The 21,022-nt window shown below is 69.7% G+C and carries 20 protein-coding genes, 3 tRNA genes and 1 pseudogene; 11 read left to right on the top strand and 13 right to left on the bottom strand.

Going from position 1 to position 21,022, the window contains the following annotated elements; genetic code table 11:
- Positions 1 to 341: 341 nt before the first annotated feature.
- From ACFWN2_RS37780 to ACFWN2_RS37770, 3 genes are read right to left on the bottom strand one after another with little or no spacing between them, the layout of a single operon-like run.
- Positions 342 to 2,525: a heavy metal translocating P-type ATPase gene (locus tag ACFWN2_RS37780; RefSeq protein ID WP_382435360.1), complete on the bottom strand. Its 2,184-nt coding sequence runs from the start codon at positions 2,523 to 2,525 to the stop codon at positions 342 to 344.
- Complete coding sequence (locus tag ACFWN2_RS37775; protein WP_382435359.1) at positions 2,525 to 2,731, bottom strand: heavy-metal-associated domain-containing protein; 207 nt, start codon at positions 2,729 to 2,731, stop codon at positions 2,525 to 2,527. Before ACFWN2_RS37775 ends, ACFWN2_RS37780 begins: the two co-directional genes overlap by 1 nt.
- 55 nt (positions 2,732 to 2,786) lie before the next feature.
- Positions 2,787 to 2,978: a hypothetical protein gene (locus ACFWN2_RS37770; RefSeq protein ID WP_382435358.1), complete on the bottom strand. Its 192-nt coding sequence runs from the start codon at positions 2,976 to 2,978 to the stop codon at positions 2,787 to 2,789.
- Positions 2,979 to 3,233: 255 nt separating this feature from the next.
- Between ACFWN2_RS37770 and ACFWN2_RS37765 the strand changes: the two genes are divergently transcribed.
- From ACFWN2_RS37765 to ACFWN2_RS37745, 5 genes are all read left to right on the top strand, one after another.
- Positions 3,234 to 3,479: a hypothetical protein gene (locus ACFWN2_RS37765; protein WP_382435357.1), complete on the top strand. Its 246-nt coding sequence runs from the start codon at positions 3,234 to 3,236 to the stop codon at positions 3,477 to 3,479.
- A 114-nt stretch (positions 3,480 to 3,593) separates the two neighbouring features.
- On the top strand, positions 3,594 to 4,223 hold the full coding sequence (locus ACFWN2_RS37760; protein WP_382435356.1) for a ScbR family autoregulator-binding transcription factor: 630 nt from the start codon (positions 3,594 to 3,596) through the stop codon (positions 4,221 to 4,223).
- 149 nt (positions 4,224 to 4,372) lie between these two features.
- Positions 4,373 to 4,445: transfer RNA gene (locus ACFWN2_RS37755), tRNA-Glu, on the top strand.
- Between the two features lie 38 nt (positions 4,446 to 4,483).
- Positions 4,484 to 4,557: transfer RNA gene (locus tag ACFWN2_RS37750), tRNA-Asp, on the top strand.
- Between the two features lie 14 nt (positions 4,558 to 4,571).
- Positions 4,572 to 4,645: transfer RNA gene (locus ACFWN2_RS37745), tRNA-Phe, on the top strand.
- Positions 4,646 to 4,693: 48 nt separating this feature from the next.
- Here the strand turns inward: ACFWN2_RS37745 and ACFWN2_RS37740 are convergent.
- Positions 4,694 to 5,404, bottom strand: coding sequence for a hypothetical protein (locus ACFWN2_RS37740; RefSeq protein WP_382435355.1), 711 nt, complete (start codon positions 5,402 to 5,404; stop codon positions 4,694 to 4,696).
- A gap of 61 nt (positions 5,405 to 5,465) precedes the next feature.
- On the opposite strand from ACFWN2_RS37740, the gene ACFWN2_RS37735 reads away from it, so the two are divergent.
- Together ACFWN2_RS37735 and ACFWN2_RS37730 are read left to right on the top strand one after the other, a co-directional pair.
- Positions 5,466 to 5,675 (top strand): helix-turn-helix domain-containing protein, encoded by a 210-nt coding sequence (locus tag ACFWN2_RS37735; protein ID WP_089918904.1) that lies wholly within the window; start codon positions 5,466 to 5,468, stop codon positions 5,673 to 5,675.
- Positions 5,672 to 6,199, top strand: a complete 528-nt coding sequence (locus ACFWN2_RS37730; RefSeq protein WP_382435354.1) for a Clp protease N-terminal domain-containing protein — start codon at positions 5,672 to 5,674, stop codon at positions 6,197 to 6,199. The genes ACFWN2_RS37735 and ACFWN2_RS37730 overlap by 4 nt, the downstream gene beginning before the upstream one ends.
- Here the strand turns inward: ACFWN2_RS37730 and ACFWN2_RS37725 are convergent.
- Positions 6,150 to 6,803 (bottom strand): YitT family protein, encoded by a 654-nt coding sequence (locus tag ACFWN2_RS37725; protein ID WP_382435353.1) that lies wholly within the window; start codon positions 6,801 to 6,803, stop codon positions 6,150 to 6,152. The two genes, ACFWN2_RS37730 and ACFWN2_RS37725, sit on opposite strands and share 50 nt — an antisense overlap.
- 61 nt (positions 6,804 to 6,864) lie before the next feature.
- Between ACFWN2_RS37725 and ACFWN2_RS37720 the strand changes: the two genes are divergently transcribed.
- Positions 6,865 to 8,301, top strand: coding sequence for a PLP-dependent aminotransferase family protein (locus ACFWN2_RS37720; protein ID WP_382435352.1), 1,437 nt, complete (start codon positions 6,865 to 6,867; stop codon positions 8,299 to 8,301).
- A 298-nt stretch (positions 8,302 to 8,599) separates the two neighbouring features.
- Here the strand turns inward: ACFWN2_RS37720 and ACFWN2_RS37715 are convergent, their stop codons facing one another.
- The 5 genes from ACFWN2_RS37715 to ACFWN2_RS37695 form a co-directional block, all read right to left on the bottom strand.
- Positions 8,600 to 9,388, bottom strand: coding sequence for a hypothetical protein (locus tag ACFWN2_RS37715; protein WP_382435351.1), 789 nt, complete (start codon positions 9,386 to 9,388; stop codon positions 8,600 to 8,602).
- Positions 9,389 to 10,349: 961 nt separating this feature from the next.
- Positions 10,350 to 12,443: a CHAT domain-containing protein gene (locus ACFWN2_RS37710; RefSeq protein WP_382435350.1), complete on the bottom strand. Its 2,094-nt coding sequence runs from the start codon at positions 12,441 to 12,443 to the stop codon at positions 10,350 to 10,352.
- Positions 12,440 to 12,796, bottom strand: a complete 357-nt coding sequence (locus ACFWN2_RS37705) for a hypothetical protein (protein WP_382435349.1) — start codon at positions 12,794 to 12,796, stop codon at positions 12,440 to 12,442. Before ACFWN2_RS37705 ends, ACFWN2_RS37710 begins: the two co-directional genes overlap by 4 nt.
- Positions 12,793 to 13,323 (bottom strand): RNA polymerase sigma factor, encoded by a 531-nt coding sequence (locus tag ACFWN2_RS37700; RefSeq protein WP_382435348.1) that lies wholly within the window; start codon positions 13,321 to 13,323, stop codon positions 12,793 to 12,795. Before ACFWN2_RS37700 ends, ACFWN2_RS37705 begins: the two co-directional genes overlap by 4 nt.
- Before the next feature lie 96 nt (positions 13,324 to 13,419).
- Positions 13,420 to 14,583: a pyridoxal phosphate-dependent aminotransferase gene (locus ACFWN2_RS37695; protein WP_382435347.1), complete on the bottom strand. Its 1,164-nt coding sequence runs from the start codon at positions 14,581 to 14,583 to the stop codon at positions 13,420 to 13,422.
- Between the two features lie 227 nt (positions 14,584 to 14,810).
- On the opposite strand from ACFWN2_RS37695, the pseudogene ACFWN2_RS37690 reads away from it, so the two are divergent.
- From ACFWN2_RS37690 to ACFWN2_RS37680, 3 genes and pseudogenes are all read left to right on the top strand, one after another.
- A pseudogene (locus ACFWN2_RS37690) lies at positions 14,811 to 15,488 on the top strand (transposase); the annotation flags it as partial.
- A 230-nt stretch (positions 15,489 to 15,718) separates the two neighbouring features.
- The gene (locus ACFWN2_RS37685; RefSeq protein ID WP_382435418.1) at positions 15,719 to 15,850 is read left to right on the top strand and encodes a hypothetical protein; all 132 of its coding nucleotides are present in this window, start codon (positions 15,719 to 15,721) and stop codon (positions 15,848 to 15,850) included.
- Between the two features lie 117 nt (positions 15,851 to 15,967).
- On the top strand, positions 15,968 to 17,215 hold the full coding sequence (locus ACFWN2_RS37680; RefSeq protein ID WP_382435346.1) for a DUF445 domain-containing protein: 1,248 nt from the start codon (positions 15,968 to 15,970) through the stop codon (positions 17,213 to 17,215).
- On the opposite strand, the gene ACFWN2_RS37675 is transcribed toward ACFWN2_RS37680, so the two are convergent.
- The 3 genes from ACFWN2_RS37675 to ACFWN2_RS37665 all read right to left on the bottom strand — a co-directional run bounded on the left by ACFWN2_RS37675 (position 17,188) and on the right by ACFWN2_RS37665 (position 20,913).
- Complete coding sequence (locus tag ACFWN2_RS37675; RefSeq protein ID WP_382435345.1) at positions 17,188 to 17,673, bottom strand: CGNR zinc finger domain-containing protein; 486 nt, start codon at positions 17,671 to 17,673, stop codon at positions 17,188 to 17,190. The genes ACFWN2_RS37680 and ACFWN2_RS37675 overlap by 28 nt on opposite strands.
- Before the next feature lie 84 nt (positions 17,674 to 17,757).
- Positions 17,758 to 19,773, bottom strand: a complete 2,016-nt coding sequence (locus ACFWN2_RS37670) for an NACHT domain-containing protein (protein WP_382435344.1) — start codon at positions 19,771 to 19,773, stop codon at positions 17,758 to 17,760.
- Positions 19,774 to 19,845: 72 nt separating this feature from the next.
- Positions 19,846 to 20,913: a methyltransferase domain-containing protein gene (locus tag ACFWN2_RS37665; protein WP_382435343.1), complete on the bottom strand. Its 1,068-nt coding sequence runs from the start codon at positions 20,911 to 20,913 to the stop codon at positions 19,846 to 19,848.
- Positions 20,914 to 21,022: the final 109 nt, after the last annotated feature.

Here is a 21,022-nt window from a genome sequence, read left to right as displayed (position 1 = left end):
TTTTTTTTTTTTAATCTACTCTTGCTCCCCCCATCAGCGGTGGGACCGCGGGGGGGGGGGGGGGGCCCCCCCCCCCCCCCCCCCCCCCGGGGGGGGGGGGGGGGGGCCCCCCCCCCCCCCTGGGGGTCTGGGGGGCTCGGCCCCCCAGACAAACACTCCGACTCCCGACGGCAGCGAAGGGCGAAGCCCGAGCAGCCGTCGGCAGAGCGGAGGAGGCCCCCGCGCCAGGGGGAGGAACGCGGGGGCCGGAGGGGATCTCCACAGGCGCTGACCGGGGGTGTGTCAGCTTTTGGATTGTTGCACGCGCACGCGCTCGTTGGGGAGTGTTCGCCACGAGATTCTTATGCGGCCGATGGACGGAAACCCCTTAGTCGCAAGCTGTTGGTAACAACGAACACGCTGCTGAACGCCATCGCGGCGCCCGCGATCATGGGGTTGAGGAGTCCGAGTGCCGCGAGCGGGAGTCCAGCGACGTTGTAGGCGAACGCCCAGAACAGGTTGCCCTTGATGGTGCCCAATGTCTTGCGGGACAACCGAATGGCGTCCGCCGCGACGCGCAGGTCGCCGCGCACGAGGGTGAGGTCGCTGGCCTCGATGGCGACGTCGGTGCCGGTTCCCATGGCCAGCCCCAGATCCGCGGCGGCGAGGGCCGGTGCGTCGTTCACGCCGTCGCCGACCATGGCCACAACTCGGCCCTGTGCCTGGAGATTCCGGATGGCGGCGACTTTGCCGGACGGCAGGACGTCGGCGATGACGTCGTCGATGCCCACCTCGGCGGCGACGGCGGCGGCCACTGAGGCGTTGTCGCCGGTCAGCAGGATCGGGTGCAGGCCCAGTTCCTTGAGTTCGCGGATCGCTTGTGCGGACGTGGGTTTGACAACGTCCGACACGGCGATGAGTCCGACAACCTTGTCATCAAACGAAACCGCGACAACAGTCCGAGTTGTGTGGGCTTCCAGTGCCGCGCTCAATTCCTCGGAAAGTGGAACGTCGCGCACCCGGCCGACCACGACGCGCCGATCTTCGACCACTCCGCTGACGCCGACGCCGTCCGTGGAGACGAAGTCCGAAACGGGCGGCACGTCGTCCACGGCGCGCACGATCGCCGCGCCGATGGGATGTTCGGACGCGTTCTCGACGGCCGCGGCGAACCGCAGCACCTCGTCGCGGGACACGCCGGCGGCGGGAACCACGTCGACGACCGTCAGCCGTCCCGAGGTGACGGTGCCGGTCTTGTCGAGCACGACGGTGTCGATCCGCCGCGTCGACTCCAGCACCTCGGGGCCCTTCACCAGGATCCCGAGCTGGGCGCCGCGGCCGGTGCCTACGAGCAACGCCGTCGGGGTCGCGAGGCCCAGGGCGCACGGGCAGGCGATCACGAGCACGGCCACCGCCGTCGTCACCGCGAACTCCAGCGGCTGCCCGGCGAGCAGCCACGCGCCGAGCGACGCCAGCGCGATCAGCACCACGACCGGGACGAAGACGGAGGAGACGCGGTCTGCGAGGCGTTGCACCTCGGCCTTGCCCGCCTGGGCCTGTTCGACGAGCTTGGCCATTCGTGCGAGCTGCGTGTCCGCGCCGACCGACGACGCCTCCACGACGAGCCGCCCGCCCGCGTTGACCGTGCCGCCGACGACCGGATCGCCGACGCCGACCTCGACCGGCACCGACTCCCCGGTGACCATCGAGCGGTCCACAGCCGAACTGCCCTCGACCACTACGCCATCGGTGGCGACGCGCTCACCCGGACGGACCACGAAGCGCGAACCGACCCGGAGCTGACCGATCGGCACGCGGGTCTCGACGCCGTCGCGCAGCACCGCCACGTCCTTGGCGCCGAGCGCGAGCAACGACCGCAGGGCCGCACCCGCGCTGCGCTTCGACCGGGCCTCCAGCCAGCGCCCGAGCAGCACGAACACGGTCACGCCGACCGCGACCTCCAGGTAGATGTCGCCGGAGGTGGTGGGGCGCGGCAGCAGGCTGAACTCGTGCTGCATGCCGATGATGCCGGCGTCGCCGAAGAACAACGCGTAGAGCGACCAGACGTACGAGACCGTGACGCCCATCGACACGAGGGTGTCCATCGTGGTGGCGCCGTGCCGCGCGTTCACGAAGGCGGCCCGGTGGAACGGCCAGCCGCACACCAGCACGACCATGCTCGCCAGCACCATGGACACCCACTGCCACGTGGGGAACTGCCAGGCCGGGACCATCGACAGCACGATCACCGGCGCGCCGAGCGCGGCGGCGAGCGTCACCCTCAGCCGCAGCTCACCGGCCTCGTCGTCCTCGGGAGCCTCCGGACGGGGCTCCTCCGCGTCGTAGCCCGCCGCCCGCACGGTCGACACCAGGTCGTCCACCTGCAGGTTGTCCGGGAACTGAACGCTGGCCTTCTCGGTCGCGTAGTTCACGGTGGCGGAGACGCCGTCGAGCTTGTTCAGCTTGCGTTCGATGCGGTTCGCACAGGAAGCGCACGTCATGCCGCTGATGCTGAGCTCGACGTGACGAGGCTCGGTCGTGGTCATCAGGCGACCTCGTACCCGGCCTCGGTCACGGCGGCGACGACCTCGTCACGGCCGAGCTCGCGGTCGCTGGTGACGGTCACCGCGCCGGTCTCCAGGACGACGTCGACGCCCGTGACGCCGGCGACCTCGGTCAGCTCCTCGGTGACGGAGCTGACGCAGTGGCCGCAGGTCATGCCGGTGACGGTGTAGGTGGCAGTGACGGACATGAGAGCCCTTTCTCTGTACGGGGCTCCGAGTCTATACCCCCCTGGGGTAACAGATCTACTCAGGACTCTCGGGTTTGGGCTGGTCCAGGTTCTGCAGGTCACCCTCGATCTTGTTGACCAGGTCGTCGAGGCCTTCGAGCATCTTGTCGAGCTCGGCCAGCCTCGCGCCGAACGCGGACTCGATGTCGGCGTCGATGGTGTTCACGTCGATGCCGCTGATCGCCTTGAAGATCGCCTCCTGGTCCACCGCGGGCGGTACCTGGGATGCGCTCTGGTCGGCCGAAAGCGGTATCTGGGACGCGTTTTGGCCCTCTGCTTCGGGGGAAGGCTCCGGCGTGGGGTCGGTCATAGCTCCATCATCCCTGGTCGGTTTCCCACGAGGCACACGCCGCACCTGTACGGAAAGTAACGCTGGGTGTCGGTGGAATCACTCTGCGGGGGGCTGCGGCCGTTGTCCCAGGTCGCTTAGCCTCGCGCCACACCTCAAGTCGGGGAGGGTGCTTTGAGCGGGTCACTGGAAGTGCGGAAGTTCCTGTTCACACAGGACGACGGCGTGTCACGACAGGGCGGGCCCAGCGTGCCGGCCCAGCGCAGCGGAGAGCCCTCGCGGATCTCCGACGATCAGGTCCACCGGGCGAGGCTCGCGGTCGCACGAGGCGCGCTGGGCGCCGAGGACTGCCGGATGCTGCTGGACATGCTCGGGCTGTCACCGGGTGAGGAGGGCGCGACGCCTCCGGTGCAGCGGTGACGCGAAAGCGGCCCTGACTCCAGGCGCGCACCCCCCGGAGCGCGTCTGCAGAACAGGGCCGCAGGCCGAAACATACCCACGGGTCTCTTTCGCGGCAACGGCTAACCTTGGCCCATGCCCCAGCAGGACCGGGCGTACGCGACACGTGAGGCGATACTCCACGCCGCGGCGGAGGAGTTCGACCGGCTCGGCTACGAGCGCACGTCGCTGACCGCCGTGCTCGCGCGCGCCGGACTCACCAAGGGCGCGTTCTACTTCCACTTCCCCTCCAAGGAAGCGGTCGCGGACGCCCTGGTCGAGCGGCAGAGCGAGCTGTGGGCGCGGTTGAAGGAGTCGTGGCGGCTGCGCGGGCTCGACCCGTTGAGCACCCTGCACGGCATGTTCGCCGAGTCGGCCGGCCGGATCGCCGCCGACGTCGTGCTGCGCGCCGGCGTGCGGCTCAACGCGGACCGGGAGGTCGGGTATCCGGGTGTGCCGAGCTCTCACGTCCTGTGGGAGAAGCTCGTCGCCGCCTACGTGGCCGAGGCGGGCGAACGCGGAGACCTCCGCGCCGGCGCCGATCCGGAAGCCGTCGCGCGCACGTTGTGCAGTGCCGCTCTCGGTTCCCGGCTGATCTCCTCCGCGACGTCGGCGTGCGCCGACTTCCCGGAACGGATCCGCGAGGTTCTGGGTCACGTGCTGCCCTGCGTCGCGGCTCCGGAGTGGAAGTTGTCTGGATCACAAACTGCTTCTGAAGTCCCGTGAACGGCCCGAAGTGCTCCGACCAGGCATTTGTTGATCTGGCCGATCCGGCTCGGAAGGGGGTTTGGGCAGGTCAGCGCATAAGTAGGACCCCCGTTTTGGAGGTGCGCGGACCTATGGCATATGCTTACGATGCTTCCAGAGACCAGCTAGTCCCCATCATCTAGCGGCCTAGGATCCCGCCCTTTCAAGGCGGTCGCGCGGGTTCGAATCCCGTTGGGGGCACGCAGTAACATGCAGTACAGTAAGACAAGCAAGAGCAAGGCCCAGTGGCGCAGTTGGTTAGCGCGTCGCCCTGTCACGGCGAAGGTCGCGGGTTCGAGTCCCGTCTGGGTCGCTTTTTCTTCTCATGGCCAGGTAGCTCAGTTGGTACGAGCGACCGCCTGAAAAGCGGTAGGTCGGCGGTTCGACCCCGCCCCTGGCCATCCTTCTTGGAAAGAAGCCCCGCAGCACGAGCTGCGGGGCTTCTTTCGTTATGCGGTGAAGCTGATTCGCGCGATCGCCTGGTCGTCGTGCGTTTTGTAACGGGGCCAGCGCTCGTGCTCCGAATCACCGCGCTCCGCTTCCCGGATTCGGTCGAGGACTTCGCCCAGCGGCAATTGCCTCAGGTCCTCCCAGTCGAAGAGTCCGTACTCGGACACCCCGCACGAGACGCCGTCCGTGAGAGCGATCACATTCGTCACCTCGTCGCGCGGCCAGGTCGCGGTCAGCGCCTGGTGCCCCGCGACGGGATCGGCCTCCGCGACCCAGTAGCCGCCCGGCTTGTTCTTCCACCGGAGGATGTCCGGGTCGGGCCGGAGGTCTTCGAGCCTGGTGTCCGCGAGCACCCGAGTGGACTGTCCGAACGCGACGACCGGGGTGTCGCACAGGACGAGGGCGTCGATCACCTCGTCGTTCCAGCGGACGATCGCCGCGGTGCAGGACGGGGAGTCGCCGAGGACCAGGTCGTGCTTCTCGACGAGGGTGGTGATGGCCTGGGCGAGCAGGTCGGTCAGCGGGTCGGTGCCGTTGATCAGCCGGGCCAGCTCGTCGGCGAGTTCCGTGGCGTACCAACCACCGTTGCGGTCCGGCGGCCTGGTTCGCGACGTCACGCCGTCCAGCACGACGACGGCGTTCGGCAGCACCCTGATCCGATCCTCGGTGACTCGGCCCGGAGCCCCCTGCTCGGCGGTCTCGATCTTCACGGATCCACCGTACGTGTCAACTTCGGTTGACGAATGCCGATTGTCAACGTACGTTGACGTCATGACAGAAGCGACGGATCTCGCCACAGCGGCCGGGGACCACGACCCGAAGGTGGGGTTGCGGGCCGTCGGAGCGTTGCGGCGACTGCTCGAACATCTGGAAGCCGCCCAGGTCCGCAGTGCGCGGGCGAAGGGCTGGTCGTGGCAGGACATCGCGGCGGAGCTCGGGGTGTCGCGCCAGGCGGTGCACAAGAAGCACGGGGGGCGATGATGATCGCGGAGCGGTTCACCAAGGAGGCCCGTGAGGCGGTCAAGGCCGCTGTGCGGGAGGCGGAACGGGTGCACGCCGGCGAGGTCGGCGTGGAACACCTGATGCTGGCGTTGCTCGACGCGCCGGTGCTGGCGGGGTTCGACCTGCCGCGTGACGAGCTGGAGACGGCCTTCCGGGACTACCGGCGCAAGGGCGGGCTGACCAAGGCCGACGCGGAAGCGTTGCGGGGCTTGGGAATCGACGTCGACGCGGTGATCGAGTCGGCTGAGCAGTCGCTCGGGACCGGGATCCTGCGGCCGGGTCCGCGCCGGCGGTGGTTCGGGATGCCGCTGGAGCAGGACTTCAAGAAGGCGCTGGAGAACTCGTTGCGCGAGTCGCGCGACCTCGGCCACAACTACCTCGGTGTGGAACACATCCTGCTGGCGTTGTTGCAGGGCAAGGGAATCGTGGCCGAGGTCCTGAACGAGCGGGAGGTCACGTACGGGGAGATCCGCAAGCGGGCCGCGAGCGCTCGCGCCACGTGAGCGCGGGCAGGAACAGCTGCGCGAGCGGGCCGATGCCGAGCGCGTAGAGGACCGTGCCGATGCCGACCGTGCCGCCGAGCAGCCAGCCGGTGCCGAGCACGATCAGTTCGAGCACGGTCCTCGTCAGGCGCAGGGAAATGCCCGTGCGGCGGCAGAACCCGGTCACCAGGCCGTCGCGCGGGCCCGGTCCGAGCCGGGAGCCGACGTACGCGGCGAACGCGACGGCGTTGAGCACGATGCCGAGCGTCAGGAACACGATTCTCGGCAGAAGTCCTTGTGGTGTCGGCAGGATCGCGAGTGTCACGTCGACGCTCACCGCGATGACCACGACGTTCGCGATCGTGCCGATGCCCGGCTTCTGCTTCAGCGGGATCCAGGCCAGCAGCACCAGGACGCCGGTGATCGCGGTGATCAGGCCGAAGCTCAGGCCGGTGATCTTGGCGAGGCCCTCGTGCAGCACGTCCCACGGGTTCAGGCCGAGCGTCGCGTGGATCTGCATCGCCATGCTCGCGCCGTAAAGCCACAGACCTGCTGCGAGCTGCGGGAGGCGACGGGCGGGCGAGATCCGGACGGAGACCTGGTGGAGTGCGGTCATGGAGGCCATGTGGCCATGTTGCGCCTAGATTGGCCTGGTAATCCATAGCCAATTCGTCATAATTGGCCTCATGCTCCCACCAGGTGGACGTATATCCGGGCCCAGGCTCGCCCGTTTGCTCGGCGAGTGGCGTCGTGGCGGGCCCCGGCAGTGCGTCGTTGATCTCGTCTCGGCGCTGAAACTGCTGGTCGCGGACGGGCGGCTGCCCGTCGGGACCCGGCTGCCGTCCGAGCGCGAGCTCACCGACGCGTTGCCCGTGAGTCGCACCACCATCACCGCCGCGCTGGACCTGCTGCGAGCCGAGGGCGTGGTGGAGTCGCGGCGCGGAGCCGGGTCGTGGATCAACGGACCGGTGGGCTCCGGTGGTGGCATCACCGGGGTGGACGACACGCTGATCGACCTGTCGCGTGCCGCGCCGCCCGCCTTGCCGTCCGTGCGACTGGCCATGGACGTCGCGATGAGCCAGATGCCGGAGCACCTCGCGTCGCACGGGTACGACGAACGCGGGCTTCCGGTGCTGCGGCAGCGGATCGCCGACCGCTACACGGCACGCGGGCTGCCGACCTCGCCCGACCAGATCGTGGTGACGTCCGGTGCGCAGCACGCGTGGGCGTTGGTGCTGCGGCTCTTCGTCGGGCCCGGCGACCGGGTGCTCGTGGAACAGCCGAGCTATCCCAACGCCCTGGAGGCGGTGCGGGCGGCGTTCGGGATCCCGGTGCCCGTGCCGATGCTGAGCGACGGCTGGGACCTGGACGGGTTCGAGGCCGCGCTGCGCCAGGCGGGTCCCCGGTTGGCCTATCTGATCCCGGACTTCCAGAACCCGACCGGGCTGCGGATGTCGTCCGAGTCGCGGGAGTCGCTGGCCGCCGTGCTCCGCAAGGCGCGCACTCCGCTGGTCGTCGACGAGACCCTGGTGGAGCTCGCGCTGGACGACTCGCCGGAGCCGTTGCCGATGGCCGCGTTCGGCGGCGATTCGGTGGTGACGCTGGGATCCGCGAGCAAGTCGCACTGGGGCGGGCTGCGGATCGGCTGGATCAGGGCGTCCGCGGAGATCGTGCACCGGCTGCTGTCGACTCGGGCGGCGATCGACCTGGGCACGCCGGTGTTCGAGCAGCTCGTGCTGGCCGCGTTGCTGGAGTCTCCCGAGAGCGTTCTGCGGCAACGGCGGGCGGAGGCTCTGGAGCAGCGGGACGTGGCGGTCGCGGCGTTGCGCGAGCATTGTCCACAGTGGAGCTTTTCGGTGCCGGCCGGTGGGCTCGGGGTGTGGTGCGCCCTTGACGGCCCGGTGAGCACGCGCATCGCGGTGGTGGCGCAGAACCACGGCCTGCGGCTCGTCCCCGGTCCCCGCTTCGCCGTGCACGGCGGGTGTGAGCAGATGCTCCGAGTGCCGTACACGCAGTCGCCCGAAGTGCTGCGCGAAGCCATCGGCCGTTTGGGTGTGGTGGCTGCATCCGTTGTGAGTACAGGCTTTCCGGCGGACGCCGACCTGTCGCTGCCTGTCGCGTGAGACACGTCGGCCCGGTCTCCCGCAGCGGGGGAGACCGGGCCGACGAACCAAACAACCGGGTGGCCTGCGGAGGGGAACGTCCCAGGGATTGGCGTTCCCCGTCCGCAGGTTTCCCGTGTGGTCCGAGACTGCGGGGGCAGCGCGGCACTCGGACCAGACCCGACCTGCCAGGGCGCGGTTGGCAGGTCAGGAAGACTGGGGGTTCCTTGCGTACAACGGGAAATGTGATGCGGAGTTACTGGCGCGACGGAACGGAACGGTCACAAATCGCGCAGAGGGCAGACTTGTCCTGTCGGACTCAGTCGGGCGACGTTGCGGGAAGACCCGGAGTGCTGCCGGGCGCAGTGCCGTCGCGACGCTCCTCGACCGACCACGTAGCGGGCGGGAAGAGCGAGTTGTGCGACGTCAGAACGGCGAGCACGCCGCGCGTGCCGCCGGAGTTGTCGGTGTGGCCGGACGACACGGAGGCCGTCGCGACCGCGGGTGCGGGCTGCGGGCTGGGCAGCGGCGCGTCCGGGCCGGGAGCCGACCAGTTGTAGTCGTTCGCCGGCGCGGGTTCGGTCTTCACGGGAGCGGGCACCGGAAGATCGGGCAAAAGCGGCACGGCTTGCTTGGGGGTGACGACGGGCGGTACGGGCGGCGGGGGCGGGGGTGCCTCGGCCGCGAGCTTCGCGGCGATCTTCGCGGCACGGACCTGAGCCTTGGCCGCGACGACCTCGGGCGGTGCCTCGTTCGTGACGGAACCGGAGCGGGAGTTGCCCTGCGAGCCGCCGGTGAAGTCGAGGACGGGGCCCTCGTCCTCCGGCTCCTCCTCGGGCTCCTCGACCGGCCGCGTCACGACGGGCGGCGGTACGAGCCTGGCCGGCTGGTGCTTCTCGACGACCGACGCGGTGAACGCCTCCGCCCACCCGGCCGGGTCCTCCAGCAGCTGCGGGGCCTCGGCGGTGGTGTCGGCGGTGATCTCGACGGCCGGGGGTTCCTCGGGGCTGGCGGACGCGGACGTCCCGCCCAGCAGCCAGGCGGCGGCGGTCAGCCCGCCGAGCGCAGCGGTCCGCAGCAGCAGTGCACGAACTCCACCACTCGCCACAGGATCACCACCCGTCCACCGTTTCAGGCTCACCCTCAACGCACAGCGCCGTCGGAGGTCGACGTAGAGCTATGTCTAGCACCGGAGAGTGACTTCGTGAACCAACTCGGCGTTAAACACCCGGAAGGGCGGTCTCGTGCGGCTGTCCGTGTTGCCCTGATCAGGCATGAACACCCTCAGTGTCGTCATCGGATCGAGTGACTTTGCGCTTCGGTCCCCTGTGGACCGTGTCGCGGCAGGGGATGGTGTCCGATGTGGACGCGCCGAAGCAGGTCAACAGCCTCTCTGAGCTGGCCGATCACGCCTCCAGGGCGCTCGGTCCCGTGATCGTGCACGATCGCGCGGGGCCGAACGAGTGCTTGGTCCGTTCGGGGGAACTGATCGTCCTGCCATCGGACGCACCCACTGTGCGCAAGCGTTTGCGAGGCGTCTACTCGCACGAGGAGATCGCTTCCGGAGCCATCCGCATGCACCTGAGATCGTCCGAACGAGCGCGGGTGGTGGAGATCGCCGCGGACGTCGGCGCCACACCGAACCACGTCCACCTCGCCTGCCCCATCATGATCGGCACCTCCCGTCCGGTGATCGGCGAGCGCCTCCCGGAACTGCTGGGCGAGGGCACGGTCGCGTTGCTCGACACCTCTCTCGACGCTACGCACGGCGCGTTGGTCGCCGGCGTTCTGCGCCACCACGGCGCGTCGGTCCGCCCGTTCCCCGTCCTGTGCGGCGAGGGCTTCGGCGACGACCTCACCCTCGCTGCGGCCCTGCGTGCGACCCGCGACCTGCCGGTCGTGCTGGTCGCCTCGGGCACCTACTCGTTCGACGACCAATGCCCGCCGATCCTCGCCTCGTGCGGCGGCAACGTCGTGGCCGCCGCGGGCAACGGTGGCTCCGACCGTCCCTGGTGGCCCGCGGCCCTGCCCGCTGTGACGGCCGTGGGTGCTCCGGCCGACTTCTCGGGTCACGGCCCGTGGGTGGACGTGGTCGCGTCCGGCGTCGACGTGCCCGCCGCCGTCGGCACCTCGCAGCTGCTCTGCACCGGCACCTCCTTCGCCGCGGCCCTGCACGCCGCCACCCTGGTGCCCGTGCCGTAGCAGCTGAACCCGAGGTGGGCGACGGCCCTCGCCGCCTCGGCCGGGTGGTCGATCCTGTCGTGCACCTCCGCCATGGCCGCGCCGACCCGCCCGTCCGGCACCGGTACGGCACTGGCGATCACGGCCCTGGTGCCGGCGTCGAGGAAGGCGCGGGCGAGCCCCGACTCGCAGGCGGACAGCACGACGATCTCGGGTGGGTTCCTGATCCTGGCGATGTCGTAGCCGTAGAGCGGGCCGTCGCGCAGGTCGAGGTGGGAGAACAACGGGTTGTCGGGGTGGACGTGCCCGTGCGCGGCGATGTGCGTGATCTTCGCGCCCTCCATGGCCCGCAGTGTCGACTCCACAGTGGACTCTGCGATCGTGCCGCCATGTTCCCTTTGTAGTTCGGGCACTTCGCTGTGGATCCCTGGTCCGGTCACCCACATTCGGTGACCCTCGCGTGTGCTAGGCCGCCAGTGCCGCAGAGACGGGAGGACGTGGACTCGCGGGCCCATGGCTGCCCACGGAACCCGGTGCAGAACGCCGTCCGGGATCACGATCACCTCTTCGGCGTCGGGCAGGAGGTTCGGGACCTGTCTTCCCGCGGCGACCGCCAGCCTCGCCTCCTGCGCCATGCGCACCGGGTCCTCGACGTCGCGGAGGTGGGCGCGGCCGTTCACGACCGTCACGGCCATCATTCGTCCTTTGTGGAGGATGAAGCTGATCAGCGGCAGGTCCGGTATCTCGGAGCGGTCTCCGCCGGGTCGTGACGCGGAGGCGAGGGTGAGCCTGCGGACATCGCGTTCCAGCGCTTCGAGAGGCAGGCCGAACGCACGTGCCCGGCGCAGGCGTGCGAGTGCCAGCGCGAGCTCCGGATCGTTGGGAGGCAGGAGCATGGTGCAGCGGTGACGCTCTGACCACTGGAGCACCTCACGCGCGGTGCGCGCGAGGCCGAGCGCGTGTCCCGTCAACTCCCGGCGCGGCCAGTCGCCGTGGTGCTCGTCGAGCACTTTGAGCCCGGCCCGGCACGCCGCCAGCGCACCTCGGCGGTCGGACCGGCGGGCCTGCGCCAGCCACCCCAGCGCCCGCGACTGCGCCGGCCCGCGAAACCGGTGCGCCGCAACGGCGTCGAGCTTCCCGGCGGCCAGCATGAACTCGACGTCGGAGCCGCCCAGCTTCCTGGCGGGCTCGGGATCGCCGTCGCGCAACGCACACCGCGCGCTCAGCACCGCCAGTTCGGGGACGTGCCGGTTGCACTGCCTGAGCAGCTCCATCGCGGGCGCCAGCACCCGTCTCGCTTCCGCCGTCAGCCCGGCCGCGAGCAGCGCCTCGGCCCGGTCGACCAGCGCTTCCGGCCTGCTCGTGGAGTCGAGACCGGCCTTCGCCGCCTCCTCGTACCTGCGCAGCGCGAGCGGCAGGTCGCCGGCGAGCATCGCGACGAAACCCCTGTTGTGCAACGCCATCGCGGCGCGACCCGGCTCGCCGATGGCCGCCAGCAGCGTCTGGGCAGACGCGAAGTCGGCGTCGGCGGCGACGAGCCTGGTGGCGTTGCACCGGGCGATCCCGCGTCCGATGAGGGCGTTCGCCAGCCAGCGCTCGTCGCCGTACCGGCGCAGCTCCCTGATGACCGCCGTGAGTTCGGCGATGGCCAGCCGCGGCTCGGCGGTCTGGCAGAGGTGCAGGCCGCGCAGGCACTTCGCCCTCGCCAGTTCGCGGCCGCGCAGGTGCGGCGTGGCGAGGTCGAGGTGCTGGAGGCTCTGCCTGCGGCGGCCGCGGTCCAACTCGATCCACGCGAGCGTTAGGTGGAACCGCGCCTCCCCGGTGAGCCGTGACCCGCGCCGGGCGAGGCGGGCGGCGACGTCGAGGTGGCCGAGCTCGACGTGGGCGACGCTGAGGTCGTGCAGGGCGTCGGCGCGCTGCGCCTTCGTGCCGCGGACCTCGGTCGCCGCGATGGTGGCCTGCGGGTCGGCGCTGGCGCTCACGCGACGAACCAGCCCGTCGTGAGGCCCAGTTCGGGCACGGTGACGCACACCGGTCCTGGCTTGATGGCGGTGCGGAACCAGCCCTCGGAGTCCGGTTGGAGAGCCGTCACCGACGTCGGCGAGTGGACCTCGACGGACACGCTGCCGTCCAGCACGCCGGTGAGGTGACCGGGGTCGACCTGGAGGTGCAGACGGCCGGCGCCGACCAGGAAGACGAACTGCCGCGACGGGCCGCGGACCGGTTCGTCCACAGGCTCCATCGGGTCGAGGCCGGTCGGCCGCGGGGTGAGGGCGGGTGGCGGGGTGTCCGAGCCGAACAGGGCGGCGATCTCGTCGAGCAGCGCGTCCCTCATCGCAGGCCCTCCAGCTTCCGCCGCAGCTCAGCGAGGCACCGGGTGCGCGTCGAGCCAACGCTCCCCACCTTCATCCCCAGGGCGTCGGCAACCTGTGCATAACTCAGTTCGGGGCTGTGGGCGGCGATCCGCAGGAGGCGCTGGCACCGCTCGTTCAAGGTCATGAGCGCGGACCACAGGCGACGCTGCCGGTCGTTGGTGATCGCGACCTCGTCGGGGGTCGGCAGGACCGACGCGGGCTCCCAAAGGTCGTAGGAGACCTCGCGTCCGCGCAGGCGCAACACGGTGATCGACTGACGGCTGGCGGTACGGACCAGCCACGCCGCGAGGTGCTCGGGTTCTCGGAGGCGGGTGAGCTGTTCGGCCAGGCAGAGCCACGTGCACTGGTAGACGTCGGCGGCGTCGGCCGGGCTCAGCCGGAACGATCTGGGCACCGACCAGACGAGGCGGGAGTAGCGTTCGACGAGGGCGTCCCAGCCGTTCAGGCCGGAACGCCACCCCACGAGAACCTCAGTGTTCGAGTCCATGCCATTTGGAGTCGAACTCGGGACTTGAGGCTCCAAGCCTCACCCGAAAGTGGGTTGTCCACAGTTGTGGAGAAACTCATCCACACCTGTGGACAACTAAAGCTTGTGGAGGCGCTCCACGGCTTCGTCGATCACCGAGTCCTGCTTGCAGAACGCGAAGCGGATCAGGTGCTTCCACTGTTCCGGCGTGTCCGTGAACACCTGGACGGGCACGGCCGCGACACCGATCTTGGCGGGCAGGTCGCGGCACAACGACAGGCCGTCCGTGTACCCGAGAGGGCGGACATCGGCGCAGATGAAGTACGTGCCCTCCGACGAACGCACCTCGAAACCGGCCGCACGCAACCCCTCGGCCAGACGCGCGCGCTTCGACGCGAGGGAGTCGCGCAACGACGTGACCCAGTCCAGTTCGGCGGTCAGGGCGTGCGCGACGGCGGGCTGGAACGGCGCACCGCCGACGAACGTCATGAACTGCTTCGCTGCGCGCACCGCGGACACCAGCTCGGCCGGTCCGCACGCCCAGCCGATCTTCCAGCCGGTGCAGTTGAACGTCTTGCCGGCGCCCGAGATCGACAACGTCCGCGACGCCATCCCCGGCAGCGAGGCCAGCGGGATGTGGACAAGTCCGTCGAACACCAGGTGCTCGTAGACCTCGTCGGTGATCGCGAGCAGGTCGTGCTCGACGCACAGCGAGGCGATCGCTTGGAGCTCCTCCAAGCGGAACACGGTGCCGGTCGGGTTGTGCGGCGAGTTGACCAGGATCGCCCGCGTCCTCGGCGTCACGGCCGCACGCAGCGCGTCCACGTCCAGCGCCAGCCGCCCGGACTCGTCCTCGCGCAGCCCGACGGTCACCCGCGTGGCCCCGGCCATCGCCACGGACGCGGCGTACGAGTCGTAATACGGCTCGATCAGGATGACCTCGTCGCCGGCCTCGACCAGCGCCAGCAGCGAGGCGGCGATCGCCTCGGTGGCGCCGACGGTCACCAGGACCTCGGTGTCGGGGTCGTACGACAGCCCGTACCGCGACCGGTGGGCGGCGACGGCGCGGCGCAGCACCGGCATGCCGGGACCGGGCGGGTACTGGTTGACGCCCGACGCGATCGCCGACTGGGCGGCCTGGAGCATCGACGCCGGACCGTCGGTGTCGGGGAAGCCCTGACCGAGGTTGACGGCGTCGTGCTGCACGGCCAGCGCCGTCATCTCCGCGAAGATGGTCGACGTGAACGGCTGCAAACGAGGAACTAGCGCTGGTACCCGCACAACGCAGGATCTTCACGTGGATCCGGTGTCGAGGGAAGTCCGCTTCCCCGGGATGTGAGAAATCGCCGTTGTCGAGGCAATCCCCGAACGGTGCGGTCGAACGTGTGTTCTAGGGTTGGTGAGTGAAAGTCGTCGTGCAGGTTCGCTTGCTGCCTTCTGTTGAGCAGGCGGTAGCGCTGGTCGCGACGCTGCACGCGTGCAACGGCGCGGCAGACAGCGCGTCGCGGATGGCGCACGAGCACGGTGTGAGTTCTCGGAACGACCTGCAGAAGCTGGTCTACCGGGACATGCGGGACGCGGGGCTCGGGGCTCAGGCCGCTGTGCGGACGGTGAAGAAGGTCGTTGACGCCTACGCCAGTGTGCAGGCGAGGGTTCGGACCGGGAGTTTGGCGGGCCCCAGCAGGGCCAAGGCTGAGAGCAGAGCGATCAGATTTCGCGACGACGCCGCACAGCCCTTCGACGACCGGATGCTTTCGTGGCGGTACGACGCCAAGACCGTGTCCATCTGGACTGTGGCGGGGCGCTTGAAGGGCATCCCGTTCGTAGGGCAATGCGACCAGCTCACGATGCTTGCTTCGAGTCGGCGAGGCGAGTCCGACCTCGTGTCGCGGGGCGGGAAGTGGCTGTTGATCGCCACTTGCGACGTGCCGGAACCCGGCGTCGTCGAGCCGAGTGACTGGATCGGTGTCGATCGGGGCATCGTCAACCTGGCGACCACGTCGGACGGTACGAACTTCCAAGGCCACCGATTGCGGCGCTACCGGCGGTGGCATGCGCGGAAGCGTGCGGAGTTGCAGGCCAAGAACACGAGGGCGGCGACCCGTCGCCTTCGCCGACGGTCTCGTCGGGAGCATCGCCACGTCGCGCACGTGAACCACGGGATCGCCAAGAAGTTGGTGGCTGTCGCGCAACGCACCGGCCGCGGTATCGCTCTGGAGGACCTGAGCGGGATCCGTGACCGGGTACGGCCTCGTCGCGACCAGCGAGCCACCCACGCCGCCTGGGCCTTTCCACCAGCTCGGCGCGTTCATCGAGTACAAGGCGAAGCGTGCCGGTGTCCAGGTGATCACCGTGGACGGCCCGGTACACCTCGCAGACGTGCCCGGCGTGCGGGCACGTCGCGCGGAACAACAGGATCACCCGCGACTGCTTCCGCTGTCGCCGGTGCGGCCTCGCTGGGCCTGCTGATCACGTCGCCGGGATCAACGTGCGCAACCGTGCGCGCTCGGCGTGGGCACCTGTCAACGTGCCCGAACCGGTCGCCTGAGCGGACGGTTGATGCGGACCGCCCGCGGCAGCCAGTGGTGGACGGAAACGCGATCCGGCAGAAGAGCTGATTCCGCAAGATCGGCGCTCATGCCGGAAGTTGACGGACAATGGTGGCGTGGAGCAACTGACCGCCGCTGACCAGCAGAAGCGCGCCGACCTGCGCAAGATGAAGCTCGTCGCCACGAGCTTCCTGATAGGCGCGACGGTCATCTTCTTCGGCACCCACGCCTTCGAGGGCGCCTGGGTCGGGTACGTGCGGGCCGCCGCCGAAGCCGGCATGGTCGGCGCGCTCGCCGACTGGTTCGCCGTCACGGCCCTCTTCCGCAGGCCACTGGGCCTGCCCATCCCGCACACCGCGATCATCCCCGAGCGCAAGAACATGTTCGGCCAGACGCTCGGCGACTTCGTCGGCGTCAACTTCCTCAGCCCCGAAGTGGTGCAGGACAAGCTGCGCAGAGCGGGCATCGCGGAGCGGGCCGGCGCGTGGATCAAGCAGCCGGAGAACGCCGAACGGATCACCACCGAGCTCGCGAACGTCCTCAAGGGCGCGATCACGGTCCTCAAGGACGAGGAGGTCCAGGCCGTCGTCGAGCAGGCGATCGTCAAGCGGGTGACGGAGAAGCCGTGGGGGCCGCCGCTCGGCAAGCTGCTCGGGCAGGTGCTGACGGACGGGGCGCACCACAAGCTCGTCGACCTCATGTGCGACCGCGCCTACGAGTGGGTGCGCGACAACTACGACAAGGTCAGCCTCATCGTCACGGACCGGGCGCCCACGTGGTCGCCGAAGTTCGTCGACTCGATGCTCGGCGACAAGGTCTACACCGAGCTGGTCAACTTCGCGTGGGCGGTCAAGACCGACGTCAACCACCCGATGCGGCTCGCCGTCGACCAGTTCATGATCGAGTTCTCCAGCGACATGCAGACCGACCCGACGACGATGCAGAAGGCCGAGCAGGTCAAGCAGCAGGTCATCAACCACCCCGACGTGCAGAAGGTGATCAGCAGCGCGTGGGGCACGGCGAAGAAGATGCTCATCGACGCCGCCGAGGACCCGTCCAGCGAGCTGCGCAAGCGCGTCACGCAGGGGCTGATCACGCTCGGCACGAACCTGACGACCGACGACGAGCTGCGCGCCAAGGTCGACGGCTGGCTGGAGCAGGCCGCCGGGTACGTCGTGAACAACTACCGCGCGGAGATCACCACGCTGATCACGGACACGGTGGAGCGCTGGGACGCGGAGGAGACCTCGCGCAAGATCGAACTGCAGGTCGGCAGGGACCTGCAGTTCATCAGGATCAACGGAACGGTGGTCGGGGCGCTCGCCGGCCTGGTGATCTACACCGTGGCCAACGTGCTGTTCTGAGCCCGGGAGCGTTTTCGGAAGGTGCGCGCCTTCTCGCGGTTCCCGCACACCTGCATCGAGCACCAGGTGCGCGAGCGGTTGCGCGAACGGTCGAAGAACGCGCGTTGGCAATCGTCGGCCGGACAGATCTTGAAGCGTTCCCACGAGCCCAGCACCGCCAGGCGGGCCGAGGCGGCGAGCACCGCGCCGAGCGCGTCCGAGCTCGACAGCACCGGGACGCCGTCGGTCAGCTCGATGTGCACGACACCCGCTGCCGTCCGGGGCCCTGACGACCCTTCGATGGACGAACGCAGTGCCGCACGAGCGGCGCGCGCCTGCGCGATTTCACTGCTCCGCCCGAGGCCGCGCTCGGTCACCCATGCGCGCCAGGAGGCTTCACTGTCCAGTACGTGTCGAGTGTTCAGGAAGTCGAGCAGCAGCTCGACGTCGTGATCCCAGCCGACAGTCAGACCAGTCACCCCACCACTGTAGGCGTCCTGGCGGGTGCCCGTCAGTCCGTCCGGCGAATGCACGGGGTGTATACACCGCGTGCACAGTGCCGTTCACTGCTCTGACGTGGCCCTCGCCGAGAAGGGCGACCGGAGCACCTGGCCGGCGGACCGGGTGGTGACCTCGTGCTCGGCGAGGCGGTCCTGGACCAGTCCGTGCCGGAACTGGTAGCAGGCGCCCGCCCGGCAGAGCACGCCGAGCTTGCGCGAGTCCTCCAGGAACACCATCAGCTCCCAGGGCAGCTTCCCGCGCAGGGCGAGCCAGATCCGCGCGACGGTGAACCACCACCAGCGCAGGTGCAGCACGGCGAGCGCGAACCCGAGCATCAGGCCGGACGCGAGGCCCAGCCCGACCATGCCGGTCTGGCCGGGGCCGAACACCAGTGCCGCCGCCGAACCGAAGACCACGGCCAGCACGAGAGATCCGGTCCACACGGCGATCCGGTCGCGTGCCATCGTCCACTGTGGACTGGATGCTTGGGAGAGCTCGGCCGCGCTCGACAACGCGAACCGCAGGGCGATCGCGACGGCGAGTCCGAGGCCGACCACGAGTCCGGCGGAAAGTCCGTACAGGGCACCGAAAACGAGTCCGGCTGCGAGTCCGAGCACGCCGGGCACGAGCAGCAGGCTGCGCCAGATCCCCAGTCGTGGCTTGGACTTGCGTTCGTGGGACGCGGTCAGTGCGGCCGCGCCGACGCCGATGCCCGCGACCAGACCGGTGATCGGGGCGAACGACGGCGTGATCGAGTACGCCATCAGCCAGCCGACGCCGAACCCGCCGATCGCGCCCAGCACCAGCGCGCCGAGCACCGCGAGCCACGTGCTGCCGACCGACCGGCGCAGCTCCCACCAGGCCAGTTCGCGGATGCCCCTGTCCCGCATCTCGTGGGCCAGGAACTCGAGCCACTTGCGGGCGCGGTCGCGCGGCCAGACCTGCGAGGCCTTGGCGTGGTGCGCGAACGCCCTGTTGCCGAACGCCCGCGACACCAGTTCGTCGCAGAGGTGGTCGGAGATCGACCGCGCGTCCGGGAAACGGGTGCGGTCGAGCAGTTCGGTCGGTTCGGCCTCGCTGTCCGCGTAGACGATGCTGGCCAGCCACATCGTGAGCGGCGTCGACAGCGCGTCCGCGAGCCTGCCGTCCGGCTCCTCGCGCAGCTGGATGAACACCGGTTCCCAGCGCGCGGCGCCCCAGCTGTCGGCGCTCGCCCGCAGGTAGGCGGCGACCTCGTCCAGGTCGAGCGGGGTCAGTTCGACGACGTCCGCGCCCGGCAGCGGGCCGGCGAGGTGGGCGGCCTGCGTGAACTCGGCGGTGCGGCAGGTCAGCACCAGCGGCCGGTTCCCGAACGCCTTGGTGATCCGCGCGAGCGCGTCCGCGCGCTGGTGGGCTGGGACGTCGTCCAGGCCGTCGAGCACGGGCAGGACCAGGTGCTGCTCGACCAGCAGGTCACCGGCGTAGCTGCCGTAGAGCTCGGTGTTGCGCAGCGCCGGGTGGTCCTCGTACAGCCTGCGCGTGAGCCACGTGCGGACGTCCTCGACCGCCGGGTTCCACGTCGACAGGGGCAGCAGCACCGGGACCATGCCGCCGTCGTAGCGGTCCAGCAGGCCGCACGTCAGCAGCATCGCGACCGTCGACTTGCCGGTGCCCGCCTCGCCGATGATCACCATGCGGCGGTTGATCTGCCGTTCGAACGCGCCCACGACGGCGTCGCTGCGTCCCGGCGGCGCGTCCGGCTCGTCGCTCACGTCCAGTTCGGGCGCGACCCAGTGCAGGTCGAGGACGTCCGGGTCGGTGAGGCCGCGGGACCGGACCTCCTCGTTCCACTGCGCCTGCAGGCCGACGGCGAGCGCCCGGCACGCCGCGTCGAGGTGCTCGTCGGAGCTGAGCTCGGCGTTGTGCCTGCGGCGGACCCACGGGTCGAGCGCGGCCAGCAAGCCCAGGAACGCCAGCGCGAGCACGATCAGCCACAGGTGCGGGTTGATGCCGTGGTCGGTGACGAACAGTCCGGCCGCGGTGAGCAGCGCGGTCAGCACGCAGCCGGTCAGCAACGCCTGCTGACGGAATCTGGACATGCGACGAATCATGACGCACCGCATCCGCCCGGGGTCGATTCAGTGACCCGTGTCGTGACGTTCAGTTGTTGATCACAGATGCCAGCTGAGGTCGCCCAGAGTCAGGTGCTGGCCGTCCCCGTCGATCGACACGCCGAACTGGCTGCGGCGCGGTTTGCCCAGGTCGTGCCACTCGACGAGCGCGTCCTCCGCCGCGTCCCAGAGCCTGCGCGGGCCGCCCTGGTCGACGTGCGAGCCGTGGTGGTGCACCCACGACCCGTCCGAATGGGCGAGCCAGTTGGGCCCCGCGACCACGTCCGGCAGGGCCGTTCCCGCGAAGAACTCGAACGGGCTCGCCGGGTCGAGCACGGTGTTGAACGGCAGGGTGGTCGTGCGGCGGTCGAACGTGCCTGCTCCAGCAAGCGCCGGCGGGAGGGCGTGCGCGCGCAACGGCATGAAGCGCCCGTCCGCGGTGAGCACGCGGCCTTCGCCGGTGCCGTCGCCGTGGGACGTGATCAGCAGCAGCCCGGCGCCGATGGGGCGGTGCAACGTCGTGACCACCAGACCGCCCGGCCGCGTCTGCTCCAGCCAGGCGGGTGGGATGGTCGCGACGGAGCAGGTGGCCAGCAAGCGGTCGTACGGCGCGCGCTCCTGGTGGCCGAGCGCGCCGTCGCCTGTCAGGCACGTGGGGAAGAAACCGTTGTCGTGCAGGCGTTGTCGTGCGCGTGCGGAGATGTTCGGGTCGACGTCGATCGTGGTCACGTTGCCCGAACCCAAGGCGTGGCAGAGAAGAGCGGCGTTGTAGCCAGTGCCGGTGCCGACTTCGAGGATCGTCTGTCCGGAGTGGACGTCCAGCGCCTCCAGCATGATCGCCATGATCGTGGGCATGCTCGACGAGCAGGTCGGTGTGCCACCGGTCACCGTGTCGTCGCCGTCGAACTGGGTGACCCAGACCCGGTCGGCGTAGACCAGTCCTAGCCAGCCGGGGTCGCTCGCGGCGACGCGCTCCCAGTCGCCGTTGTGCAGCTGCCGGTAGAAGTGCGGCAGGAACTCGTGTCGCGGAACCTCGCGAAAAGCGTTGTGCCACTGGGGATCGCGCAGCACGCCATCACCGAGCAGGTGGTCGGCCAGCTCGGCGCGCAGGGCTCCGGCGTAGTCCATGTCACCCCCACGGTATCCCTGTGGCGGAGCACACGCAGCGATTGCTAGCAGGGTGCTTGCAACTGCTAGCACTCGTCGCTAACGTGGTTGGTGGCACGAGGAACGAGGA

This window comes from Lentzea sp. NPDC058436, assembly GCF_042721515.1.
GTDB lineage: Bacteria > Actinomycetota > Actinomycetes > Mycobacteriales > Pseudonocardiaceae > Lentzea.
Note: the sequence above shows the minus strand (reverse complement) of the source record. Positions and strands in the feature narration are given on the sequence as shown.

Excerpts from the sequence above, each read along its gene's own strand:
- ACFWN2_RS37780 (WP_382435360.1), bottom strand. The coding sequence starts at position 2,525 with ATGACCACGACCGAGCCTCGTCACGTCGAGCTCAGCATCAGCGGCATG.
- ACFWN2_RS37775 (WP_382435359.1), bottom strand. The coding sequence starts at position 2,731 with ATGTCCGTCACTGCCACCTACACCGTCACCGGCATGACCTGCGGCCAC.
- ACFWN2_RS37760 (WP_382435356.1), top strand. The coding sequence starts at position 3,594 with ATGCCCCAGCAGGACCGGGCGTACGCGACACGTGAGGCGATACTCCAC.
- ACFWN2_RS37735 (WP_089918904.1), top strand. The coding sequence starts at position 5,466 with ATGACAGAAGCGACGGATCTCGCCACAGCGGCCGGGGACCACGACCCG.
- ACFWN2_RS37730 (WP_382435354.1), top strand. The coding sequence starts at position 5,672 with ATGATGATCGCGGAGCGGTTCACCAAGGAGGCCCGTGAGGCGGTCAAG.
- ACFWN2_RS37725 (WP_382435353.1), bottom strand. The coding sequence starts at position 6,803 with ATGGCCTCCATGACCGCACTCCACCAGGTCTCCGTCCGGATCTCGCCC.
- ACFWN2_RS37720 (WP_382435352.1), top strand. The coding sequence starts at position 6,865 with ATGCTCCCACCAGGTGGACGTATATCCGGGCCCAGGCTCGCCCGTTTG.
- ACFWN2_RS37705 (WP_382435349.1), bottom strand. The coding sequence starts at position 12,796 with ATGAGGGACGCGCTGCTCGACGAGATCGCCGCCCTGTTCGGCTCGGAC.
- ACFWN2_RS37700 (WP_382435348.1), bottom strand. The coding sequence starts at position 13,323 with ATGGACTCGAACACTGAGGTTCTCGTGGGGTGGCGTTCCGGCCTGAAC.
- ACFWN2_RS37670 (WP_382435344.1), bottom strand. The coding sequence starts at position 19,773 with ATGTCCAGATTCCGTCAGCAGGCGTTGCTGACCGGCTGCGTGCTGACC.
- ACFWN2_RS37665 (WP_382435343.1), bottom strand. The coding sequence starts at position 20,913 with ATGGACTACGCCGGAGCCCTGCGCGCCGAGCTGGCCGACCACCTGCTC.